The sequence below is a fragment of the Bradyrhizobium sp. USDA 241 genome (assembly GCF_049739505.1).
In the GTDB taxonomy this organism is placed as follows: domain Bacteria; phylum Pseudomonadota; class Alphaproteobacteria; order Rhizobiales; family Xanthobacteraceae; genus Bradyrhizobium; species Bradyrhizobium liaoningense.
In genome coordinates, this window is record NZ_JBMGPZ010000002.1 from 744,047 (window position 1) to 760,240 (window position 16,194).

General features: G+C 66.3%; 16 protein-coding genes and 2 pseudogenes. 10 read left to right on the forward strand and 8 right to left on the reverse strand.

Annotated elements, in window-relative coordinates; genetic code table 11:
- Positions 1-70: 70 nt before the first annotated feature.
- Together ABIF91_RS04380 and ABIF91_RS04385 are read left to right on the forward strand one after the other, a co-directional pair.
- Positions 71-793 carry a DUF2147 domain-containing protein gene (locus tag ABIF91_RS04380; RefSeq protein ID WP_028178089.1) on the forward strand — a complete coding sequence of 241 codons (723 nt, stop codon included), beginning with the start codon at positions 71-73 and terminating at the stop codon, positions 791-793.
- Positions 794-1,068: 275 nt separating this feature from the next.
- A complete protein-coding gene (locus tag ABIF91_RS04385) occupies positions 1,069-2,430 on the forward strand; it encodes a FecR family protein (RefSeq protein ID WP_035717620.1) in 1,362 nt (453 codons plus the stop codon).
- Between the two features lie 51 nt (positions 2,431-2,481).
- Here ABIF91_RS04385 and ABIF91_RS04390 read toward each other — a convergent pair whose 3' ends face one another.
- Together ABIF91_RS04390 and asd are read right to left on the reverse strand one after the other, a co-directional pair.
- Positions 2,482-3,045 carry an NUDIX hydrolase gene (locus ABIF91_RS04390; protein ID WP_028178087.1) on the reverse strand — a complete coding sequence of 188 codons (564 nt, stop codon included), beginning with the start codon at positions 3,043-3,045 and terminating at the stop codon, positions 2,482-2,484.
- 67 nt (positions 3,046-3,112) lie between these two features.
- A complete protein-coding gene (asd, locus tag ABIF91_RS04395) occupies positions 3,113-3,976 on the reverse strand; it encodes an archaetidylserine decarboxylase (protein WP_028178086.1) in 864 nt (287 codons plus the stop codon).
- A gap of 35 nt (positions 3,977-4,011) precedes the next feature.
- On the opposite strand from asd, the pseudogene ABIF91_RS04400 reads away from it, so the two are divergent.
- A pseudogene (locus ABIF91_RS04400) lies at positions 4,012-5,677 on the forward strand (aminotransferase class III-fold pyridoxal phosphate-dependent enzyme).
- 145 nt (positions 5,678-5,822) lie between these two features.
- Here ABIF91_RS04400 and ABIF91_RS04405 read toward each other — a convergent pair.
- The 3 genes from ABIF91_RS04405 to ABIF91_RS04415 all read right to left on the reverse strand — a co-directional run bounded on the left by ABIF91_RS04405 (position 5,823) and on the right by ABIF91_RS04415 (position 8,520).
- Positions 5,823-6,482 carry a hypothetical protein gene (locus ABIF91_RS04405; RefSeq protein ID WP_028178084.1) on the reverse strand — a complete coding sequence of 220 codons (660 nt, stop codon included), beginning with the start codon at positions 6,480-6,482 and terminating at the stop codon, positions 5,823-5,825.
- 262 nt (positions 6,483-6,744) lie between these two features.
- Entirely contained in the window at positions 6,745-7,434 is a 690-nt protein-coding gene (locus ABIF91_RS04410; protein WP_028178083.1) for a class I SAM-dependent methyltransferase, read from the reverse strand.
- 33 nt (positions 7,435-7,467) lie between these two features.
- Positions 7,468-8,520 carry a glycosyltransferase family 4 protein gene (locus tag ABIF91_RS04415; protein WP_424578773.1) on the reverse strand — a complete coding sequence of 351 codons (1,053 nt, stop codon included), beginning with the start codon at positions 8,518-8,520 and terminating at the stop codon, positions 7,468-7,470.
- Positions 8,521-8,793: 273 nt separating this feature from the next.
- Here ABIF91_RS04415 and ABIF91_RS04420 point away from each other — a divergent pair, with 273 nt between their 5' ends.
- Together ABIF91_RS04420 and ABIF91_RS04425 are read left to right on the forward strand one after the other, a co-directional pair.
- Positions 8,794-9,510: a L,D-transpeptidase gene (locus ABIF91_RS04420; protein WP_028178081.1), complete on the forward strand. Its 717-nt coding sequence runs from the start codon at positions 8,794-8,796 to the stop codon at positions 9,508-9,510.
- Between the two features lie 96 nt (positions 9,511-9,606).
- Complete coding sequence (locus ABIF91_RS04425; RefSeq protein ID WP_028178080.1) at positions 9,607-10,035, forward strand: c-type cytochrome; 429 nt, start codon at positions 9,607-9,609, stop codon at positions 10,033-10,035.
- Between the two features lie 19 nt (positions 10,036-10,054).
- Here the strand turns inward: ABIF91_RS04425 and ABIF91_RS04430 are convergent, their stop codons facing one another.
- Positions 10,055-10,450, reverse strand: a complete 396-nt coding sequence (locus ABIF91_RS04430; protein WP_028178079.1) for a nuclear transport factor 2 family protein — start codon at positions 10,448-10,450, stop codon at positions 10,055-10,057.
- Positions 10,451-10,582: 132 nt separating this feature from the next.
- Between ABIF91_RS04430 and ABIF91_RS04435 the strand changes: the two genes are divergently transcribed.
- The gene (locus ABIF91_RS04435; RefSeq protein ID WP_028178078.1) at positions 10,583-11,068 is read left to right on the forward strand and encodes an Lrp/AsnC family transcriptional regulator; all 486 of its coding nucleotides are present in this window, start codon (positions 10,583-10,585) and stop codon (positions 11,066-11,068) included.
- Positions 11,069-11,150: 82 nt separating this feature from the next.
- Complete coding sequence (locus ABIF91_RS04440; protein ID WP_283805392.1) at positions 11,151-11,273, forward strand: hypothetical protein; 123 nt, start codon at positions 11,151-11,153, stop codon at positions 11,271-11,273.
- A 53-nt stretch (positions 11,274-11,326) separates the two neighbouring features.
- On the opposite strand, the gene ABIF91_RS04445 is transcribed toward ABIF91_RS04440, so the two are convergent.
- Both ABIF91_RS04445 and ABIF91_RS04450 read right to left on the reverse strand, forming a co-directional pair.
- The gene (locus ABIF91_RS04445) at positions 11,327-11,605 is read right to left on the reverse strand and encodes a hypothetical protein (RefSeq protein WP_028178077.1); all 279 of its coding nucleotides are present in this window, start codon (positions 11,603-11,605) and stop codon (positions 11,327-11,329) included.
- Positions 11,602-12,396, reverse strand: a complete 795-nt coding sequence (locus tag ABIF91_RS04450) for a DUF899 domain-containing protein (RefSeq protein WP_028178076.1) — start codon at positions 12,394-12,396, stop codon at positions 11,602-11,604. Before ABIF91_RS04450 ends, ABIF91_RS04445 begins: the two co-directional genes overlap by 4 nt.
- Before the next feature lie 147 nt (positions 12,397-12,543).
- On the opposite strand from ABIF91_RS04450, the gene ABIF91_RS04455 reads away from it, so the two are divergent.
- The 3 genes and pseudogenes from ABIF91_RS04455 to ABIF91_RS04465 all read left to right on the forward strand — a co-directional run bounded on the left by ABIF91_RS04455 (position 12,544) and on the right by ABIF91_RS04465 (position 16,141).
- Positions 12,544-13,764 carry a hypothetical protein gene (locus ABIF91_RS04455; RefSeq protein WP_028178075.1) on the forward strand — a complete coding sequence of 407 codons (1,221 nt, stop codon included), beginning with the start codon at positions 12,544-12,546 and terminating at the stop codon, positions 13,762-13,764.
- A gap of 27 nt (positions 13,765-13,791) precedes the next feature.
- Positions 13,792-14,430, forward strand: coding sequence for a PQQ-binding-like beta-propeller repeat protein (locus ABIF91_RS04460; protein ID WP_028178074.1), 639 nt, complete (start codon positions 13,792-13,794; stop codon positions 14,428-14,430).
- Between the two features lie 140 nt (positions 14,431-14,570).
- A pseudogene (locus ABIF91_RS04465) lies at positions 14,571-16,141 on the forward strand (DUF4403 family protein).
- Positions 16,142-16,194: the final 53 nt, after the last annotated feature.

Consider the following 16,194-nt stretch of genomic DNA (forward strand, 5'->3'; position numbering starts at 1 on the left):
GGGTCGAACCACGCTCGCTGGCTTAGCGACATAGACCATACCCGCTCAAGGCTGCATCTTTGGAGGTCTCATGAAGAAGCTCTATTTCGCCGCCACCGCGCTGTTGCTCGCATCCACCGCCGTGGCGCATGCCGGCAACGTGATCACCTTCCAGATCGAAGGACAGAAGATCCAGATCCAGGCGCCGAAGAATTGCAGCTCGCTGAACTGCGTCACGATCGTCGCGCCAGGCCTGTCCAAGAAGCCGATCACGCTGAACAACCTCGATTTCAATAATTTCGGCTCCGAGGACGATGATGACGACACGACGTCCGGCGCGACGACGACGGCGCAGGGGGCGCCGGCGCCGACCGCTCGGCAGCCGGCACCGCCGACAGAGGTCCAGCCGACCGCGCCCGCCGCGCCCACGGTCACAGCGCCGGCCGCGCCGGCGACCAATGTTGCCGAAGCGCCGTCGGTTGGTTTCAACGCCGCGGCGGCACCGGCGCCGGTCGCCGCTGCCCCCGCTCCGGTCACGCCGATCGGCCTGTGGGCGACCGAAGGCAACAAGGGCAATGTCCGCGTCGAGCAGTGCGGCGCCAATCTCTGCGGTTACGCCGAGAAGACCAATGCGCGCATCCTGATCAACATGAGGCCCGACGGCTCGAAGTGGAGCGGCCGCATCCACGATCCCGACTCCGGCCGCAACTACGATTCCACGATCGCCATGAAGGGTCCGAACGCGATGCGCGTGCAGGGCTGCGCCTTCGGTGGCATGTTCTGCGGCGGCCAGACCTGGAAGCGCGTGAGCTGACGCGCGGCGCGCGCCACGTCGCTCAGCATACAGTTTGTCATGCCCGGGCCTGTCCCGGGCATGCACGTTCTTGGACCCGCGCTTCAAGGACGTGGATGGCCGGGAAGCCCGGCCACGACGTTGTGGAGATGCCTCAGTCCCAACCGCCAGCATGGCGTGGCGTCCGAACGTTCGCAGCTCCCGCCCGCCCCGTGTTCATCCGCCATTCAGCTGCGCCCGGCTGAAATCCACAGCTCTCGCCTCGCTCTCTTCACTGGGACCTCCGCGTGACTTCATTGGTGGCTTGGCGCCGCTTCGCGTTCGCGCTTGCCCTGCTGGCCTTGCCGCTGGCAGGCGGCAGCGTCGCTCGTGCGTCCGACACCGTGGAGCTTGCACAAGCACAGCCGATACCCGGCCCCTCCCCGACGCCGTCGGCCTCACCGACACCCGCTGCAGACGCACAGCCCGCCGCCGTCGAGCCGATCGGCAACGTCGCGACGGTGACGGGGATCGCGACCGTGATCCGCGACAAGAACTCCTATCCGCTGCGCGTGCGCGACGACATCTATCTCAACGACGTGGTGCAGACCTCGTCAAACTCTTCGCTCGGCATCACCTTCAACGACGCCACCACGTTCAATCTCTCGGCCGGCGCCAAAATCACGATCGACAATTACGTCTACGAGGACGGCGGCAGGCAGAATTCGGCGATCTTCGACGTCGGCAAGGGCACGGTTGCCTTCGTGGCGGCAGCGGTGGCGAAGACCGGCGACATGAAGATCACCACGCCGACGGCAACGCTCGGCATCCGCGGCACCACCGGCGTCGTCGAGGTGCCGGAAGGCGCGGCGGCGAGCAGGGCCAGCAACGTCAACATCAAGCTCTATCCCGACGCCGACGGCCGGGTCGGCCACATCGACGTCGACGACCGCAGCAGCGGCACGCGGCTCGGCGCGCTGACGCAGGCGTCCAGCGGCTTTGCGATCCGGCCCGACGCACGCGGCGCCGGCGGTGTCATGCGCTTTGCCGCGATACCGATCACGATTCCCGCGCAGCAGATCGCGCGCGACCGCGGCTTCGTCGGCCAGGTGCATCTGGCACAAACCACGGGCCGGCAGATCGTCACCGAGCAGCGCGACTTCCGCCGCGCCAATCCGGGCGCGCTCAGCCGCATTCCGCGACCGGTCCAGCCGCAGCAGCAGCAATTGCGGCCGAATACGTCCCCGGGACAACAGCGACCGAACGGCCAGCCCGGCCAGAACGTCCGTCCGGGTCGGCAGCAGCCGGGTACGCCTGACCGGCATGGCGCGCAGCCGCCGCAGCGGCAGGGACAGGGCGGCGCCGTGCAGCCGGGTGGCCGGCGCGCAGGCCAGGGACAGCAGGGCCAGCAGCAAGGCGCAGGTCGCCCGACAGGCGCACCGCGCCGCGGAGAAGCAACGCAGCCGGGCGCCGCGCCGCAAACCCGGCCGCAGCGCGGTGGACAGATGCAACCCCAGCCCGGCGGAATCGTGCCGCCGCAGCCGGGCCAGCCGGCCGCGGCTCAACAGCCAGGCATGCAGCGCCCCGGTGGATTCCAGCAGCGCCTCCCCGCCATGCGGCGCCTCACACCGCCACGAGGACCGGCGCCTTCTCCGAAGGAAAGGAAAGAGCGGCGGTGACGGCGCCGCCCCTGCGTCATTGCGAGCGCGGCAGAGCGGCGTGAACAGGTCTCACGCCTCGCCGCGCAGCCGCGCTTTCACCTTCTGCAGCAAACCGTGGCGCAGCTCGTCGACGGACGCCGCCTCGGCCGGAGTCAGCGTCTGCAAGGCGGTATCGATGTCATCGGCCGCTTGCGCCGGCTCGGGTGGCGGCGACGATGGAAGCCCCGCCGCCGCAAGCGCGATCGGGCCGACCTGATTGAGGAACGCGCGCTCATATTCGCGCGACAGGCGGGCAATCGCATCGTCCAGCGTCAGCCAGTCGACCGCCTTGATGTCGTTCATCAGCTTGCGGACCGGTCCGCCGTCAGCTTCCATCCGCCAGAAATGCACGACCTTGAAGCGCCCGCCGGACTGATAAACGAGGGTGCCCAGAAATTCGTGCACGGCGACGTCGTGGCCGGTCTCCTCCAGCACCTCGCGGCGCGCGGCTTCCTTCGGCGTCTCGCCGTCGTCGAGCTTGCCCTTGGGGAGGACCCATTCGTTGCGCTTGCGCTGGCGCACGACCGCGATCAGCGGCGCCGAACCACGCCGCAGCACAATACCCCCCGCGGCCAAGACCGGCGCCCGCGCCATCGCTCACACATCCAAAAATCGTCGTCCCCGACGGACGATATAGCCAGCGGGGACGGCAGATTGAAGGCTACTTTCTCCTCAAGAGCGCTTGACCCGCACGAATGCGCGAGCCCTCGGCGATGCCGTCGCAGAAGTTGAAATCGCCGGGAGCCAGGATGATGATGGTCGAGCCGTGCTCGAACCAGCCGAGTTCCTCGCCCTTGGCCACGTTGACGTCACAGGGGAAATTGACTGGCCCCTTCGTCTGCGCGTTCAGCACGATGTCGAGGAAGTGCAACCGGATGCTCGCCACCAGGATCGCCGCAACGGGCACCAGCGTCACCGCTTCGCCGGTGGAGAGGTGGGTGCGGATCACCGCGCGCTCGTTCTTGCAGAAGAGACGCTCGACGCGCTTGAGCGCGATCGGGTTGACGTTCCAGACGTCGCCATGGATCAGCGTGACGCGTTCGATATGGGCGTCATAAGGCGCGTGGAAGCGGTGATACATGCTCGACGTCAGCCGCAGCGTGACGAAGGAGCCGTTGCGGTGCTGGTCGACCAGCGCGGAATCGCCGAGCAGGTCGAGCAGCGAATAGGGCGCACCCTTGACCTGAAACAGCTCGGTGTCGGCGATCTTGCCGTGGGCGCCGACGATTCCGTCAGAGGGACTCGCCACCACCGCCGGATCCGGATCAAACGGCCGCAGGCCCGGCTTCAGCTCCCGGGTGAAGCAGTCGTGCAGGCTCTTGAAATGCGTCTTGCGCGCCTCCGACAGATCGAGGTCCGAGAACAGCTTCCACAGCGCGATCGAGAAGTCGCGGACGAGCGGATTCTCGATCTTGGAGAACCAGCCCATGAAGCGGGTCAGGGCCGCGCGGGGGATGCGGTTGGTCAACAGGAAGTTGAGGTCTTCCTGCTGGGTGAAAGAGGCAATGAGGGCTTTGACTGTCATGAATCTGTCAGCTCGCAGGGTTAGCGCTTGTTGTCATGGAAACGACACTCCCGATTCTCTCGATGTCCGTGGCCGCCGCAGCGTCCGCTGCCGCCGCCTTCCCGAAGCTCAAGGCGCGCATCGAACTCTCCCGCGCCAAGCACCGGTCGCTCGCCGGGCATTCCAAGATGTCGCGCCGGGTAGCGCGGCTGCTGCCGTTCTACGAGTACGGAGAGAACGACTATTTCTCCTGCGACGGTGCGCCCGCGAACATCGCCGCGCAACGCAAGGACGGCTTCTTCCGTCTCGCCCGCCTCTACGCCGAGCGCTACCCGAAGGGCCGCGCGATGACGAAGGAGGCGGCGGAGAAGATCTCCGACCTGAACTTCACCGAGAGCTACCGCGTGCCGTTCCAGTTCTCGCGTCTCGTCCGCGAGCACCTGGGCACCTCGACCTTCGTGGAGTCCTCGCGCGGCGTCACAGTCACCGACGTCGACGGCAACACCTCTTACGATCTCCACCGGCTCGTACGGCGTCAACATCTTCGGCAACGACTTCTACAAGGAATGCATTGAGGGCGCCGAGAAGCGGGCGCATGCGCTCGGACCGGTGCTCGGCCCCTACCACCCCGTCATCCTCGACAACGTGACCCGGCTCTGCCGGATCTCGGGCCTCGACGAAGTTTCGTTCCACATGTCCGGCACCGAAGCCGTGATGCAGGCGGTGCGGCTGGCGCGCTACCACACCAAGCGCACCCATCTGGTCCGCTTCGCCGGCGCCTATCACGGCTGGTGGGGCGACGTGCAGCCCGGCGTCGGCAATCCCATCCCCGCGCACGAGACCTACACCCTCGCCGAGATGTCGGAGAAGACGCTGCACGTGCTGAAGACGCGCAAGGACATCGCCTGCGTGCTGGTCAATCCGCTCCAAGGTCTGCATCCCAACGCCAACGCGCCCGGCGATTCCTCGCTGGTCGATTCCTCGCGCGGCGGCAATTTCGATCGGGCCGCCTACACGGAGTGGCTTAAGAAGCTGCGCGAGGTCTGCACCGAACGCGGCATCGTCTTGATCTTCGACGAAGTCTTCGTCGGCTTCCGCCTCGCCGCCGGCGGCGCCCAGGAGTATTTCGGCGTGCGCGCCGACATGGTCACCTACGGCAAGAGCCTCGCCGGCGGCCTGCCGGTCGGCGTGGTCTGCGGCAAGAAGGAATTGATGCGCCGCTTCCGCGACGATCGGCCCGCCGACATCTGCTTCGCCCGCGGCACTTTCAACTCCCACCCCTACGTCATGACGGCGATGGACGAGTTCCTGAGCCGCCTCGCCAGCCCGAACTTCCGCGCGGTCTATGACGGCCTCGAGGAAACCTGGAACGGCCGCGTCCAAGAGCTCAACCGGATGATGGAGAGCGCCGAGCTGCCGGTGCGGTTCGCCAACTTCTCCTCGATCTGGACGGTGAAATACACCACGCCGTCCCGCTACAACTGGATGCTGCAATATTACCTGCGCGCCGAGGGCCTGGCGCTGAGCTGGGTCGGCACCGGCCGGCTGATCTTCAGTCTCAACTACACCGACGCCGACTTCACCGAGGTCGCCGAACGGTTCGTCCGCGCCGCCGAAAAGATGAAGGCCGACGGCTTCTGGTGGCACGACGGCGTGCTCACCAACAAGAACATCAAGCGGCAGATCCTGAAAGAGATGCTGGCGAAGCGCTTCGGGCGCTGAGGCCGGTTCCACGAACGCCGTCATGGCCGGCCTTGTCCCGGCCATCCACGCGTCTCCACGAGGTAGCTCCAAGACGTGGATGCCCGGGACAAGCCCGGGCATGACGTAACCATGAGACATCGAAGTGCTTGGTAAGACCAGCGGCTCAGGCGTGCTGCTCTTCGAGCGTGGGCTCGCCGATCAGGCCCAGCGTGTGCTCGGGGTTGAGGTGCAGGCCGGGGTCCATCAGCTCGCCGCGCATGAGGGCGAGCGGAGCGCTGCGATAGAGCATCAGATCGTGGAAGGGGTCGGTCAGGATCTTGGTCATCCAGACAAGACCGGTCTCGACGTCGCGAATGAAGAACAGATGCACGGTTCGGAACAGAAGGCCGCCGCCGCCGATCACCAGCCAGATCTTGGCGACCTGGCGCATGAAGTCGGTCGCGCTCGCCCAGGGCGTGAACAGGCCGAACAGCGTCGGATCGACGAACAGGACCAGCGGCGACAGCGCCCAGATCGCCATCAGCACCACCTTGCGCTGAAGGTTGTAGCCGACCTTGATCTCTTCCTTGTATTCGTGCGTCGCCTGGTTGATGTGATCGTAATCGTGCGGCTCGAAGAAGAAGTGGCCGGCCTGACGCGAGGTCATCGAGATCAGCCAGCCGACCAGCGCCGAGACCACGGGGTCGATGAACAGCCAGACATAGGCGAACAGGAAGCTCAGCGCGCTGACGAAGTGCAGGCTCTGATTGATGCGGCTGTGGTGATAGTAGCGATGGTCGTCCCAGCGCTGGATCCGCAGCTGCTCGAGATAATTCTTGATCATGCTCTCCCCCAAAATGCTTTCGGGTACGGGATTACAGGGATTCGATGTAGGCCGTGTGACATCATCATTTTGTCATGTGACGATGTGCAGCGGCGCGATGACGCACGGTTCACACTCTCTCCTCATCCCCTGCGTAACGGCGCTGCCGTTATCGCTGGGAGCGCGGAACGTGCGTCTCGAAGGATGAAGGCCCGGCTGCAGCACCGAGGCCTTCATTGGTTCGAGACGGCGCTATGCGCCTCCTCACCATGAGGAGTGGCAGTTACGCCGCCTTGGCGACGTCGACCTTGCGGAAGCGCACCAGCGAGAAATGACCGAGCGGCGGGATCAGGCGTCGCTCGGCGAGCTCGATGCCGTTCGCACCGGAGAGCCACTTGGCATAGCGCGACCAGGCAAACTCGGCGGTACGGAAGCCGAGCGGACGCACCACCGGCTGGAGCTTCTGCTCGATGAAGCGGCGCATGCCCGCGTCGGCGCTGACGCGGGTCAGGATGATCAGCTCGCCGCCCGGTCGCAGCACGCGGGCGAATTCGTCGAGCGCCTTCTCCGGGTTCGGCACGGCGGTGACGACATATTGCGCCATCACGACGTCGAAGGAATTGTCCGGGAATTCGAGCTTCTCGGCGTCCATCACCGCGAGGCCCTCGACGTTCTTCAGCTTCTGCTCCTTCACCCGGCGGCGCGCCTTGTCCAGCATCGCTTCCGAAATGTCGGTGCCGAAGATGCGAACGTTGGGGGCATAGAGCGGCAGCGAGATGCCGGTGCCGACGCCGACTTCGAGCACGCGGCCGCCGATCTTGTTGGTGGCCGCGATCGCGGCCTGCCGCCCCTTGGCGAACACGCCGCCGAACACGAGGTCGTAGACGGGCGCCCAGCGGTCATAGGCCTGCTCGACCGTGCCACGGGTGAGGTCGAGCTGCTGCGTGCCGTCAAGGTTCATGATCTTAGCCATCGATGAGGTTCTCGCTGTGGTTCGAAGTGACGATCAGCTGCGCACCGGCCGCCGCGCCATGCGAGGCGAGGCACGCAAGACGCGGCTGGGCTGAAGAGAGGTGAGATTGCCGACGAACTGGCGCGCGCTGTTCTCCCAGGAGCGCTCCAGCGCGAAATTGCGGCAGGTCTCGCGCGACATGGTGAGCGCGCGCAGGCACGCGGTGCGCAGATCGTGGTCGATCGCGCCGATCGGGTGATCGGCGATGACGTCCTTCGGTCCCGTCACCGGAAACGCCGCAACCGGCGTGCCGCAGGCGAGCGCCTCGAGCTGCACCACGCCGAAGGTGTCGGTCAGGCTCGGAAACACGAAGACGTCGGCAGCGGCGAGATGCGCGGTCAGATCCGCGCCCTTCTTCTCGCCGAGGAAGACCGCGTCCGGGTACTTCTTTTCGAGCGCCGCCTTCTGCGGGCCGTCGCCGACCACGACCTTGGTGCCGGGCAGATCGAGCGAGAGGAACGCTTCGAGATTCTTCTCCACCGCCACGCGGCCCATGGTCATGAAGATCGGCCGCGGCAGGTCGAGCCTCGCCGGAGAATCGGGATGGAACAGTTCGGTGTCGACGCCGCGCGTCCAGAAGCCGAGCCGCTTGAAGCCGCGCTCGGAGAGCTCCTGCCGCAGCGAGGGCGTCGCCACCATCGTCATGGCGGCGGCATCGTGGAAGTGGCGCAGCACGGCATAGCCGACGGCGGCCGGTATGCCGGTCCGCACCGCGACATATTCCGGAAAGCGCGTCGTGTAGGAGGTGGTGAAGGCGAGCCGGTTGCGGCGGCAATAGGCCCGCGCCGCCCAGCCGATCGGCCCCTCGGTCGCGATGTGCAGCGCGTCCGGCGGCGCCCGCTCGATCCGCCTTGCGATCTCCTTGGCGCTCGGCAGCGCGATGCGCAGGCCCGGATAGGTCGGCAGCGGCCAGGACGGAAAGCCGTCCGGCGTGAGGAAGTCGATCTCGACCTCGAGGGCCTTGGCCGCGTTCGCCAGCGAGGTCAGCGTCCGCACCACACCGTTGACCTGCGGATGCCAGGCGTCAGTCGCGATTAATACCCGCATGGGGAAATTCCGAGAGTTTGATGATTCTCAGGCAACGACCATCAACGAAGGATATTTCAGGCGTGTGACGTCACAGAAGTGTCGGCGTGCTGTTTTGTTCGTTAACGGGCTCACGGAGCCACGAAACCGTCATGAAACAATCCTTTCCGCGACGAAACCGTTTTCGGTTTTCCGCGCAAATGTCCCGAAACGTTTCGCCGTTAGGACTTGAGGCAACGGAGCACCGAAACGGTGCCGCGGTGAGCAGAAACACCGAGCAAACAGGGGCGACCAATGATCAATCTGGATACGTTCAAGACGTTTTCGCGCGCCGTTGCCTTCGGTGCAGCCGCAATCTCCGCAATGGCATTCACAGGCGCAGCCAACGCCGCGCCCGCGCAGCTTTTCCCTCTCTTCCAGCCGCTGCCGCCGATGGCCGCGCCGCAGCCGATCCAGCCCTATCAACCCTATCAGGCAACGCCTTACCAGGCTGCGCCGTCGGAAGATCAGGACACGGTCGAGACGCCGGCCCGTTTCCGCCGCCAGACCGTTTCCTATGCGACGCGCGAGGCGCCGGGCACCATCATCATCGATACGCCCAACACCTATCTCTATTACGTGCTCGGCAACGGCCAGGCGCTGCGCTACGGCATTGGCGTCGGCCGCGACGGCTTCACCTGGTCCGGCATCCAGTCGGTGAGCCGGAAGGCGGAATGGCCGGACTGGACCCCGCCGCCCCAGATGATCGCCCGCCAGCCCTATCTGCCGCGCCACATGGCCGGCGGCCCCGGCAACCCGTTAGGGGCCCGCGCCATGTATCTCGGCAGCACAATCTACCGCATCCACGGCACCAACGCGCCCGAGACCATCGGCAAGCACGTTTCCTCCGGCTGCATCCGCATGACCAACGAGGACGTCACCGACCTCTATTCCCGCGTCAATATCGGCACCAAGGTGATCGTGCTGCCGATGACCGAACGCAGGGCCGAGCTCGGCACTGCGACGCGCTGAGCACCGGACATTGTGACGCAAGCGGCCCCGGAACCGGCCGGGGCTGTCTTTGTTTGCCCTCGACATCCCGACGCGCCTGTTGCGGCGCGATCCCCGATGGAGGCGCAAATGCAACCACGCCTGCAACCTTCGTCAAAAGCGTGGGTGCACGCGATCGGCGCCGGGGCACTGACGCTGCTCTTGTCCGCGCCCTTCTCGCTCGCGCAGCAACCCGCGAGTGACGATACCGGCCAGCAGGCCTTCAACAACGCCTGCCGCACCTGCCACTCCATGAAGGAGGGCGACAATCGGCTCGGTCCCAACCTCAACAAGATCGTCGGACGCAAGGCCGGCTCGCTGCCGGACTACAACTACTCCTCGTCGATGAAGGAAGCGGGCTTCGCCTGGGACCAGGACAAGCTCACCCGCTTCATGGTCAAGCCGGACGAGGTCGTGTCCGGCCACAAGATGCAGCCCTATGGCGGCGTCTCGGCGGAGGAAGCGGGCAAGGTGTTTGCGTATCTGCAATCGACCGGCAGCCAATAGGAACCGCTGCAGCGCCAGTCTAGGTGCCCGTCGGCTCATACCGTCGCTCGATGTGGAACGATTTCGCCGTGATCAACCAAGTATCATTGATGCGGTGGTACGCCAGATAGTCGACGTACTGGAGCACATCGATCCGAACCCGGACCTTCACGAGCGCTTGCGCCGGCGACACCACGTCGATCAGCAATACTTCCTGAAGCCGCGGTGCATCCTTGGATTCTGGCGAAGGGGTCGACACCAGCAGGGTTCTGTAGTCGCGAACCGGCAGTATCCGCAATTCCGCGTCGCGAATTCCATGGAGCTGCGCAGTCGGCGCAAAAACGCGGTCGAACTGCGAAACGTCATTGTCGTACATCAGCGTGAAGTAACGGTCGACAGCCTCCAGCAGGGGCGCGAGAGTCGGGCCTTCGGTCATGGTTCACTCCATTCGTGGCAGGATCGGAGCACTCCATCCCATGGAAAGCCGAGGCATGTCCTTGCGAACTGGGCTAATCTCGACGGCTCGGGCGCAACATCGTGCCCTTCTTGATCAAATGGGATGCGGTTCATGCCAAAATGCGAGCTGGATGCGATCGACCGGCGCATCGTCACCGAACTCCAGACCAATGCACGACTGAGCAATATCGAGCTGGCGGACCGGGTCGGCTTGTCGCCATCGCCCTGCCTGCGGCGCGTGCGGCGACTGGAGCAGGAGGGATATATCGACGGCTATCGCGCCTCCTTGCGGCGTGGCCGTCTCGGGCTCGGCTTCTCGGCCTTTCTCGGCGTCAAGATCAGCGGCCACGCCAACGACCAGGCGTTGAGCTTCGAGAGGACCGTCGTCGCCATGCCCGAGGTCGTTGCCTGCCATCTCGTCGCCGGTGAGGCCGATTACCTGCTCGAAATCGTCGTGCCCGAGCTCGAGGACTATCAGCGCTTCCTGGTTGACAAGCTGCTGAACCTGCCGATTGTGCGAGAGGTCCGCAGCAGCATCGCGATCCAGACTCTCAAGGCCGACGCGCCCCTGCCGCTGGCACATCTGTCCTGGCCATGATCAAACTGCTGACGCCTGCCGACGCCACGCTCTACCACGAGATCAGCTGCAACTCGCAGTCGTCAGCGAGAGCGAGGCCCCCTTGCGCCTCTACGCCACCGCCGGCTTTGTCGATTACGGTCGCGAGGTGAAGGCGCTGAAGCAGGACGGCCGATACTACGATGAGATCCTGATGGCCTTGCACTTCGGCGAACAAGGCTCGTGACGATGCGGCCCCGGCGCGGCGGGGCTTTTTGTTTATGCCGGAGTCATCCGCACCTACCGACGCGCGGCGCGCCTTCGCTCCGCAATCAGCCGCAGCCACGCCGATGCGTGAAACGCGCTCATCAACAGATACATCGGCACCATTCCGCCCAGCGCGGAACCGGATCCGGCGGAGCAGAGCACGTCTCCCGGACCGCCGGCGAGCACGGCGGTCAGCAGCGCCATGATCGCGAAGGTCGGCGTGGCCGCCAGAGCGAGCCATCGGGCGAGGTGGCGCGCGGTCGCGGCGCCGTCGTGGCCGGCGCCGGGGACCGCGCTGACCGGACCGGTCATTTCCGTTTCCCCGCGGCCTCCTCGCGAAAGGCCTTCTCGCCGGCGTCCGAGATCTCGACCCATTTCTTGTCGGGCTCGGCGCCTTCGGTGTAGCTGTCGTGCCAGTTCCACCATTTGTAGGTCGGCGTCTGCGGATAGCCCTCCGGCGAGTCCTCCCACACCTCCTGGCGGCCGAGCGCCGTGATGTCGAGATAGTTCCAGGTGCCGCCCATCTGCTCGTCGCCCCGGCTCTTGACGAAATAGGTGCGGAAGATCCGCATCCCGTCGCGGTAGAACACGTTCGTTCCGTGCCATTCGCCGACGCCGAAATCGGCATCGAAGCTGTCGGTGATGGTGACCCACGGCATGGTCCAGCCCATCCGCTTCTTCAGCCTGACGATGTCGGCCTGCGGCGCGCGCGAGGCGAAGACCAGCGTGGTGTCGCGGGCGTTGAGGTGCGAGACATGGGCGACCTGGTCCGCCACCATGGAGCAGCCGCGGCAGGCATGATCGGGCCAGCCGAGCACGCCGGGCTCGAAGAACGCGCGGTAGACGATCAGCTGCCGCCGGCGCTGGAACAGGTCGCTCAGGCTGAGCTTGCCGCCGGGCCCCTCGAACGCATAGGTTTTGTCCACCGCCATCCACGGCATGCGACGCCGCTCGGCGGCCAGGGCATCGCGGGCACGGGTATGCGCCTTTTCCTTCACGAGCAGTTGCTGACGGGCCGCCTCCCAATCCTGCGGCGACACCACCGGCGGTGTCTGCATGGCGGTCTTTCCGTTGGTCGCTGCGTTGTCTGCTGAACTCATCATGGTCCTCCAATTCCCTTGCCTGGGCGAAGCTCCGCCGCACCTTGACGGTCGCGGAACCGATCGTCCCTCGCCGCACATTGTCGGCCGTCAGCGATTTCTGGCACCGGACGGCTGCGCGGTGGGAGTAACAAGTGTGGCGGGATTGACATGGAGTCGCTGATCACCGCCGCGGCGCGCGCGCTCGAAGCCGGCGATCCGCTCGGCGCGCTGAACCGCGTTGCGTTGCGCAACGATGCGCCGTCGCTCGCGCTGCGCGGCATCGCGATGGCGCAGCTCGGCGATCTCGCCAAGGCCAAGTCGCTGCTGCGAAGCGCCGCGCGCACCTTCGGTCCGCGCGAGGCGGTGGCACGCGCAAGATGCGTGGTGGCCGAAGCCGAGATCGCGCTGGTCTCGCGCGATCTGAGCTGGCCGGTGAAGACCCTCGCGGCGGCACGCGCGACGCTCGAAATCCATGGCGATCTCGCCAATGCCGCCCATGCGGGCCATATCGAGGCGCGCCGCTTCCTACTGGTCGGGCGCCTCGACGAGGCCGAGCGCACGCTGGCCGAGGTCCGTCCTGCGCCGCTCCCGCCCGCCTCCCAGGTCGTCCGCGAGCTCGTGGTCGCCGGCATCGCGATCAGGCGGCTCAGAACGAAAGTGGCGCGCACGGCACTCAGCCGCGCGGCTCACGCAGCGCGGCTGGCCAAAATCCCGGCGCTCCTGGCCGAGGTCGACAGCGTGAGCCTCATGCTCGACACGCCGGCAGCGCGCCTGATCGCGCGCGGCAGCGAACACCCGTTGTTGCTCGGAGAGGTCGAAAGACTGGCGACCTCGACGGCGCTCGTCGTGGACACCTTCCATCATGTCGTGCGCAGGCAAGGCGTCGTCGTGCCGCTCGGAACGCGGCCGGTGCTGTTCGCGCTCGCTCGCCTGCTGGCGCAGGCATGGCCTGCGGATGTCTCGCGAGAGGCATTGATATCGGGCGCCTTTCACGCAAGGCACGCCGATGAGTCGCACCGCGCGCGATTGCGCGTCGAGATCGGACGGCTCCGCACCAAGCTGAAGCCACTGGCCGAGATCAGCGCGACGAAGCCGGGCTTCGTGCTGACGCCGCGGAAGACGCGCGACGTCCTCGTGCTGGCTCGGCCCCTCGAGGAGAAGCACGCGGCCGTGCTGGCCTTTCTCGCCGACGGCGAGCCATGGTCGAGCTCGGCGCTCGCAGTTGCGCTTGGGATCAGTCCGCGCACCGTGCAGCGGGCGCTCGACGAGCTGGCGCGGTCGCAGAAGGTGCAGTGCTTCGGACACGGACGGGCGCGCCGCTGGATGACGCCGCCCGTTCCGGGTTTCCCGACAGGCTTGTTACTCCCCACCCCGCTCCTGAAGACGTAGGATGCGCGCAGCACAGGGATCGAGCACATGAAACGTTCAGCCGCCGAGATCGTCACCGAGTATGGGCCCTTTCCAGGCGTCGAGGCCGTGCATGGCGTCACCTATGACGGCAGGCACGTCTGGTTCGCATCCGGCGACAGGTTGAACGCCGTCGATCCGGCCAGCGGCCAGATCGCGCGCTCGATCGACGTCGCCGCGCATGCGGGAACGGCGTTCGACGGCCGGCACCTGTTCCAGATCGCCGAGGATCGCATCCAGAAAATTGATGCCGCTTCGGGCAAGGTGCTCGGCACCATTCCGGCGCCCGGCGGCGGCGGCGATTCCGGTCTTGCCTGGGCCGAGGGCTCCCTCTGGGTCGGACAATATCGCGAGCGCAAGATCCATCAGGTCGATCCCGAAACGGGAAAAGTCCTCCGCACCATCGAGAGCAAGCGTTTCGTGACCGGGGTGACCTGGGTCGACGGCGAGCTCTGGCACGGCACCTGGGAGGGCGAGGAGAGCGATGTGCGGCGGATCGACCCTGAAACGGGCAAGGTACTGGAGCAGCTCGACCTGCCCGCCGGGACGGTGGTGTCGGGGTTGGAATCCGACGGCGCCGACCGCTTCTTCTGCGGCGGCGGCAATCGCGGCAATGTGAGGGCGATCCGCCGTCCTCGGCGCGGCTAGCCTCGCCCGCAATGCCTGAACGCCTGGTAACGGCGCGTTCGAGGCCGTTAACCTGTTCGCCCCAATTCCACCCCACCGGTGCGCTCTAGCGCCCTCTTCGCCCGCCCTGTAGAATCCCGCCGGGGCTGCTTGGGGGATTGATGCGACCGACGTTGAATCTGAAGACCAGCCTGATCGGCCTCGCAGTGCTCGCGGCTTCGTTCTTCATCAGCCTGAAGGCGATGGACTTGCTGTCGCCGCACGCGACGAACTCGGCGCCGCCGGTCGCACAACTGCCGCCGCTGCCGCCGGCGTCGAAGAGCTCCATCGTCATCGCGCCGGTCGCCATCGCGCTATCTGCGATCCGCGAGCAGGCCGAGAAGGCCGCGCCGCGCAATTTCGCCGGCAAGGCCGACAACCCGATCTCGCAAATCCTGGAGAACGCCGATATCGGCTGGTCCGCGGCGCGCGGCCCGATGGCGGCTGCCGGCGACAAGGACGTGCTGACGATCTCGACGCCGCTCAGCGGCAAGCTGAACGTGACGGGGTCGCTGTCGTCGAAAGCCCACGGGCGCGCTCGGCGACGCGCTCGGCAGCGTGCTCGGCGGTGACGCGGCGAAACGGATCGGCGCCGTCAACATCAAGAACCTGAACGCCAGCGCCGAGATCAAGGGCAACGTGGTCGTCACCTCGCGCCCGAAGCTCGCGGCCGCCTGGCATCTGGAGCCCAATCTCGGCGCCCAGGTCAATCTCGGCGACACCAATCTCGCGGTCGCCGGCGCCAAGGTCAACGTGCCGGCGCAGGTGAAGCCGCTGATCGACAAGACGGTCGGCGAGCAGATCAACGCGGTCGCCGAACGCATCCGCAACGATCCTTCGCTGCGAGAGAACGCCAGGGTGCAATGGGCCAAGGCGTGCCGCTCGATTCCGCTGCAGGGCTCGGGCTCCTCGGCCGCGCTGCCGCCGCTCTGGCTCGAGATGAAGCCGGTGCGCGCGATCGCGGCGCAGCCGCGCGTCGATGCGCAGGCCGTGACGCTGCTGCTCGGCCTCGAGGCCGAGACACGTGTCACCTCGACGGCGACCAAGCCGGAGTGTCCATTTCCCGACAAGATTTCGATCGTGCCGCCGACCGGCACTGGGGTGAGCATCGGCGTGCCGATCGACGTACCTTTCACCGAGATCAACAAGCTGATCGCAGCGCAGATGGTCGGCCGCACCTATCCCGAGGACGGCTCCGGCCCGGTCGACGTCACCGTCAAGAGCGCCAACGTGACCCCTTCGGGCGACCGGCTGCTGATCTCGCTTCTGGTGCGCGCCAAGGAGAAGAAGAGCTGGTTCGGGCTCGGCGCCGAGGCGACGGTGCACATCTGGGGCCGGCCGATGCTCGACCAGGCGCGGCAGACGCTACGGCTCGCCGACATCGAGCTCGCGGTGGAATCCGAGGCCGCCTTCGGCCTCTTGGGCGCCGCCGCGCGCGCGGTCGTGCCGCAGCTGCAGCAGGCGCTGTTGCAGAGGGCAACGCTCGATCTGAAGCCGATCGCTGCGAACGCTCGCAAGAAGATCGCGGGCCGCAATCGCCGACTACCAGAAGAGCGAGGACGGCCTCAAGGTCGAGGCCAAGATCGACAGCCTGACTCTCGCCGACATCGCCTTCGATTCCAAGACCCTCCGCGTCGTCGCGGAAGCCGGCGGCTCGCTGAACGTGTTCGTGACGAAGCTGTCGGGAATGTAGCGCGCCTTCGCTCCGGACCCGCACGCGCCTGCGACGCACCCGCCGCTGGCATT

Bases quoted from the DNA above. Each gene is read 5' to 3' on its own strand.
- ABIF91_RS04380 (WP_028178089.1), top strand. From the start codon at position 71: ATGAAGAAGCTCTATTTCGCCGCCACCGCGCTGTTGCTCGCATCCACC.
- ABIF91_RS04390 (WP_028178087.1), bottom strand. From the start codon at position 3,045: ATGGCGCGGGCGCCGGTCTTGGCCGCGGGGGGTATTGTGCTGCGGCGT.
- asd (WP_028178086.1), bottom strand. From the start codon at position 3,976: ATGACAGTCAAAGCCCTCATTGCCTCTTTCACCCAGCAGGAAGACCTC.
- ABIF91_RS04405 (WP_028178084.1), bottom strand. From the start codon at position 6,482: ATGATCAAGAATTATCTCGAGCAGCTGCGGATCCAGCGCTGGGACGAC.
- ABIF91_RS04410 (WP_028178083.1), bottom strand. From the start codon at position 7,434: ATGGCTAAGATCATGAACCTTGACGGCACGCAGCAGCTCGACCTCACC.
- ABIF91_RS04415 (WP_424578773.1), bottom strand. From the start codon at position 8,520: ATGCGGGTATTAATCGCGACTGACGCCTGGCATCCGCAGGTCAACGGT.
- ABIF91_RS04420 (WP_028178081.1), top strand. From the start codon at position 8,794: ATGATCAATCTGGATACGTTCAAGACGTTTTCGCGCGCCGTTGCCTTC.
- ABIF91_RS04425 (WP_028178080.1), top strand. From the start codon at position 9,607: ATGGAGGCGCAAATGCAACCACGCCTGCAACCTTCGTCAAAAGCGTGG.
- ABIF91_RS04430 (WP_028178079.1), bottom strand. From the start codon at position 10,450: ATGACCGAAGGCCCGACTCTCGCGCCCCTGCTGGAGGCTGTCGACCGT.
- ABIF91_RS04435 (WP_028178078.1), top strand. From the start codon at position 10,583: ATGCCAAAATGCGAGCTGGATGCGATCGACCGGCGCATCGTCACCGAA.
- ABIF91_RS04445 (WP_028178077.1), bottom strand. From the start codon at position 11,605: ATGACCGGTCCGGTCAGCGCGGTCCCCGGCGCCGGCCACGACGGCGCC.
- ABIF91_RS04450 (WP_028178076.1), bottom strand. From the start codon at position 12,396: ATGATGAGTTCAGCAGACAACGCAGCGACCAACGGAAAGACCGCCATG.
- ABIF91_RS04455 (WP_028178075.1), top strand. From the start codon at position 12,544: ATGGAGTCGCTGATCACCGCCGCGGCGCGCGCGCTCGAAGCCGGCGAT.
- ABIF91_RS04460 (WP_028178074.1), top strand. From the start codon at position 13,792: ATGAAACGTTCAGCCGCCGAGATCGTCACCGAGTATGGGCCCTTTCCA.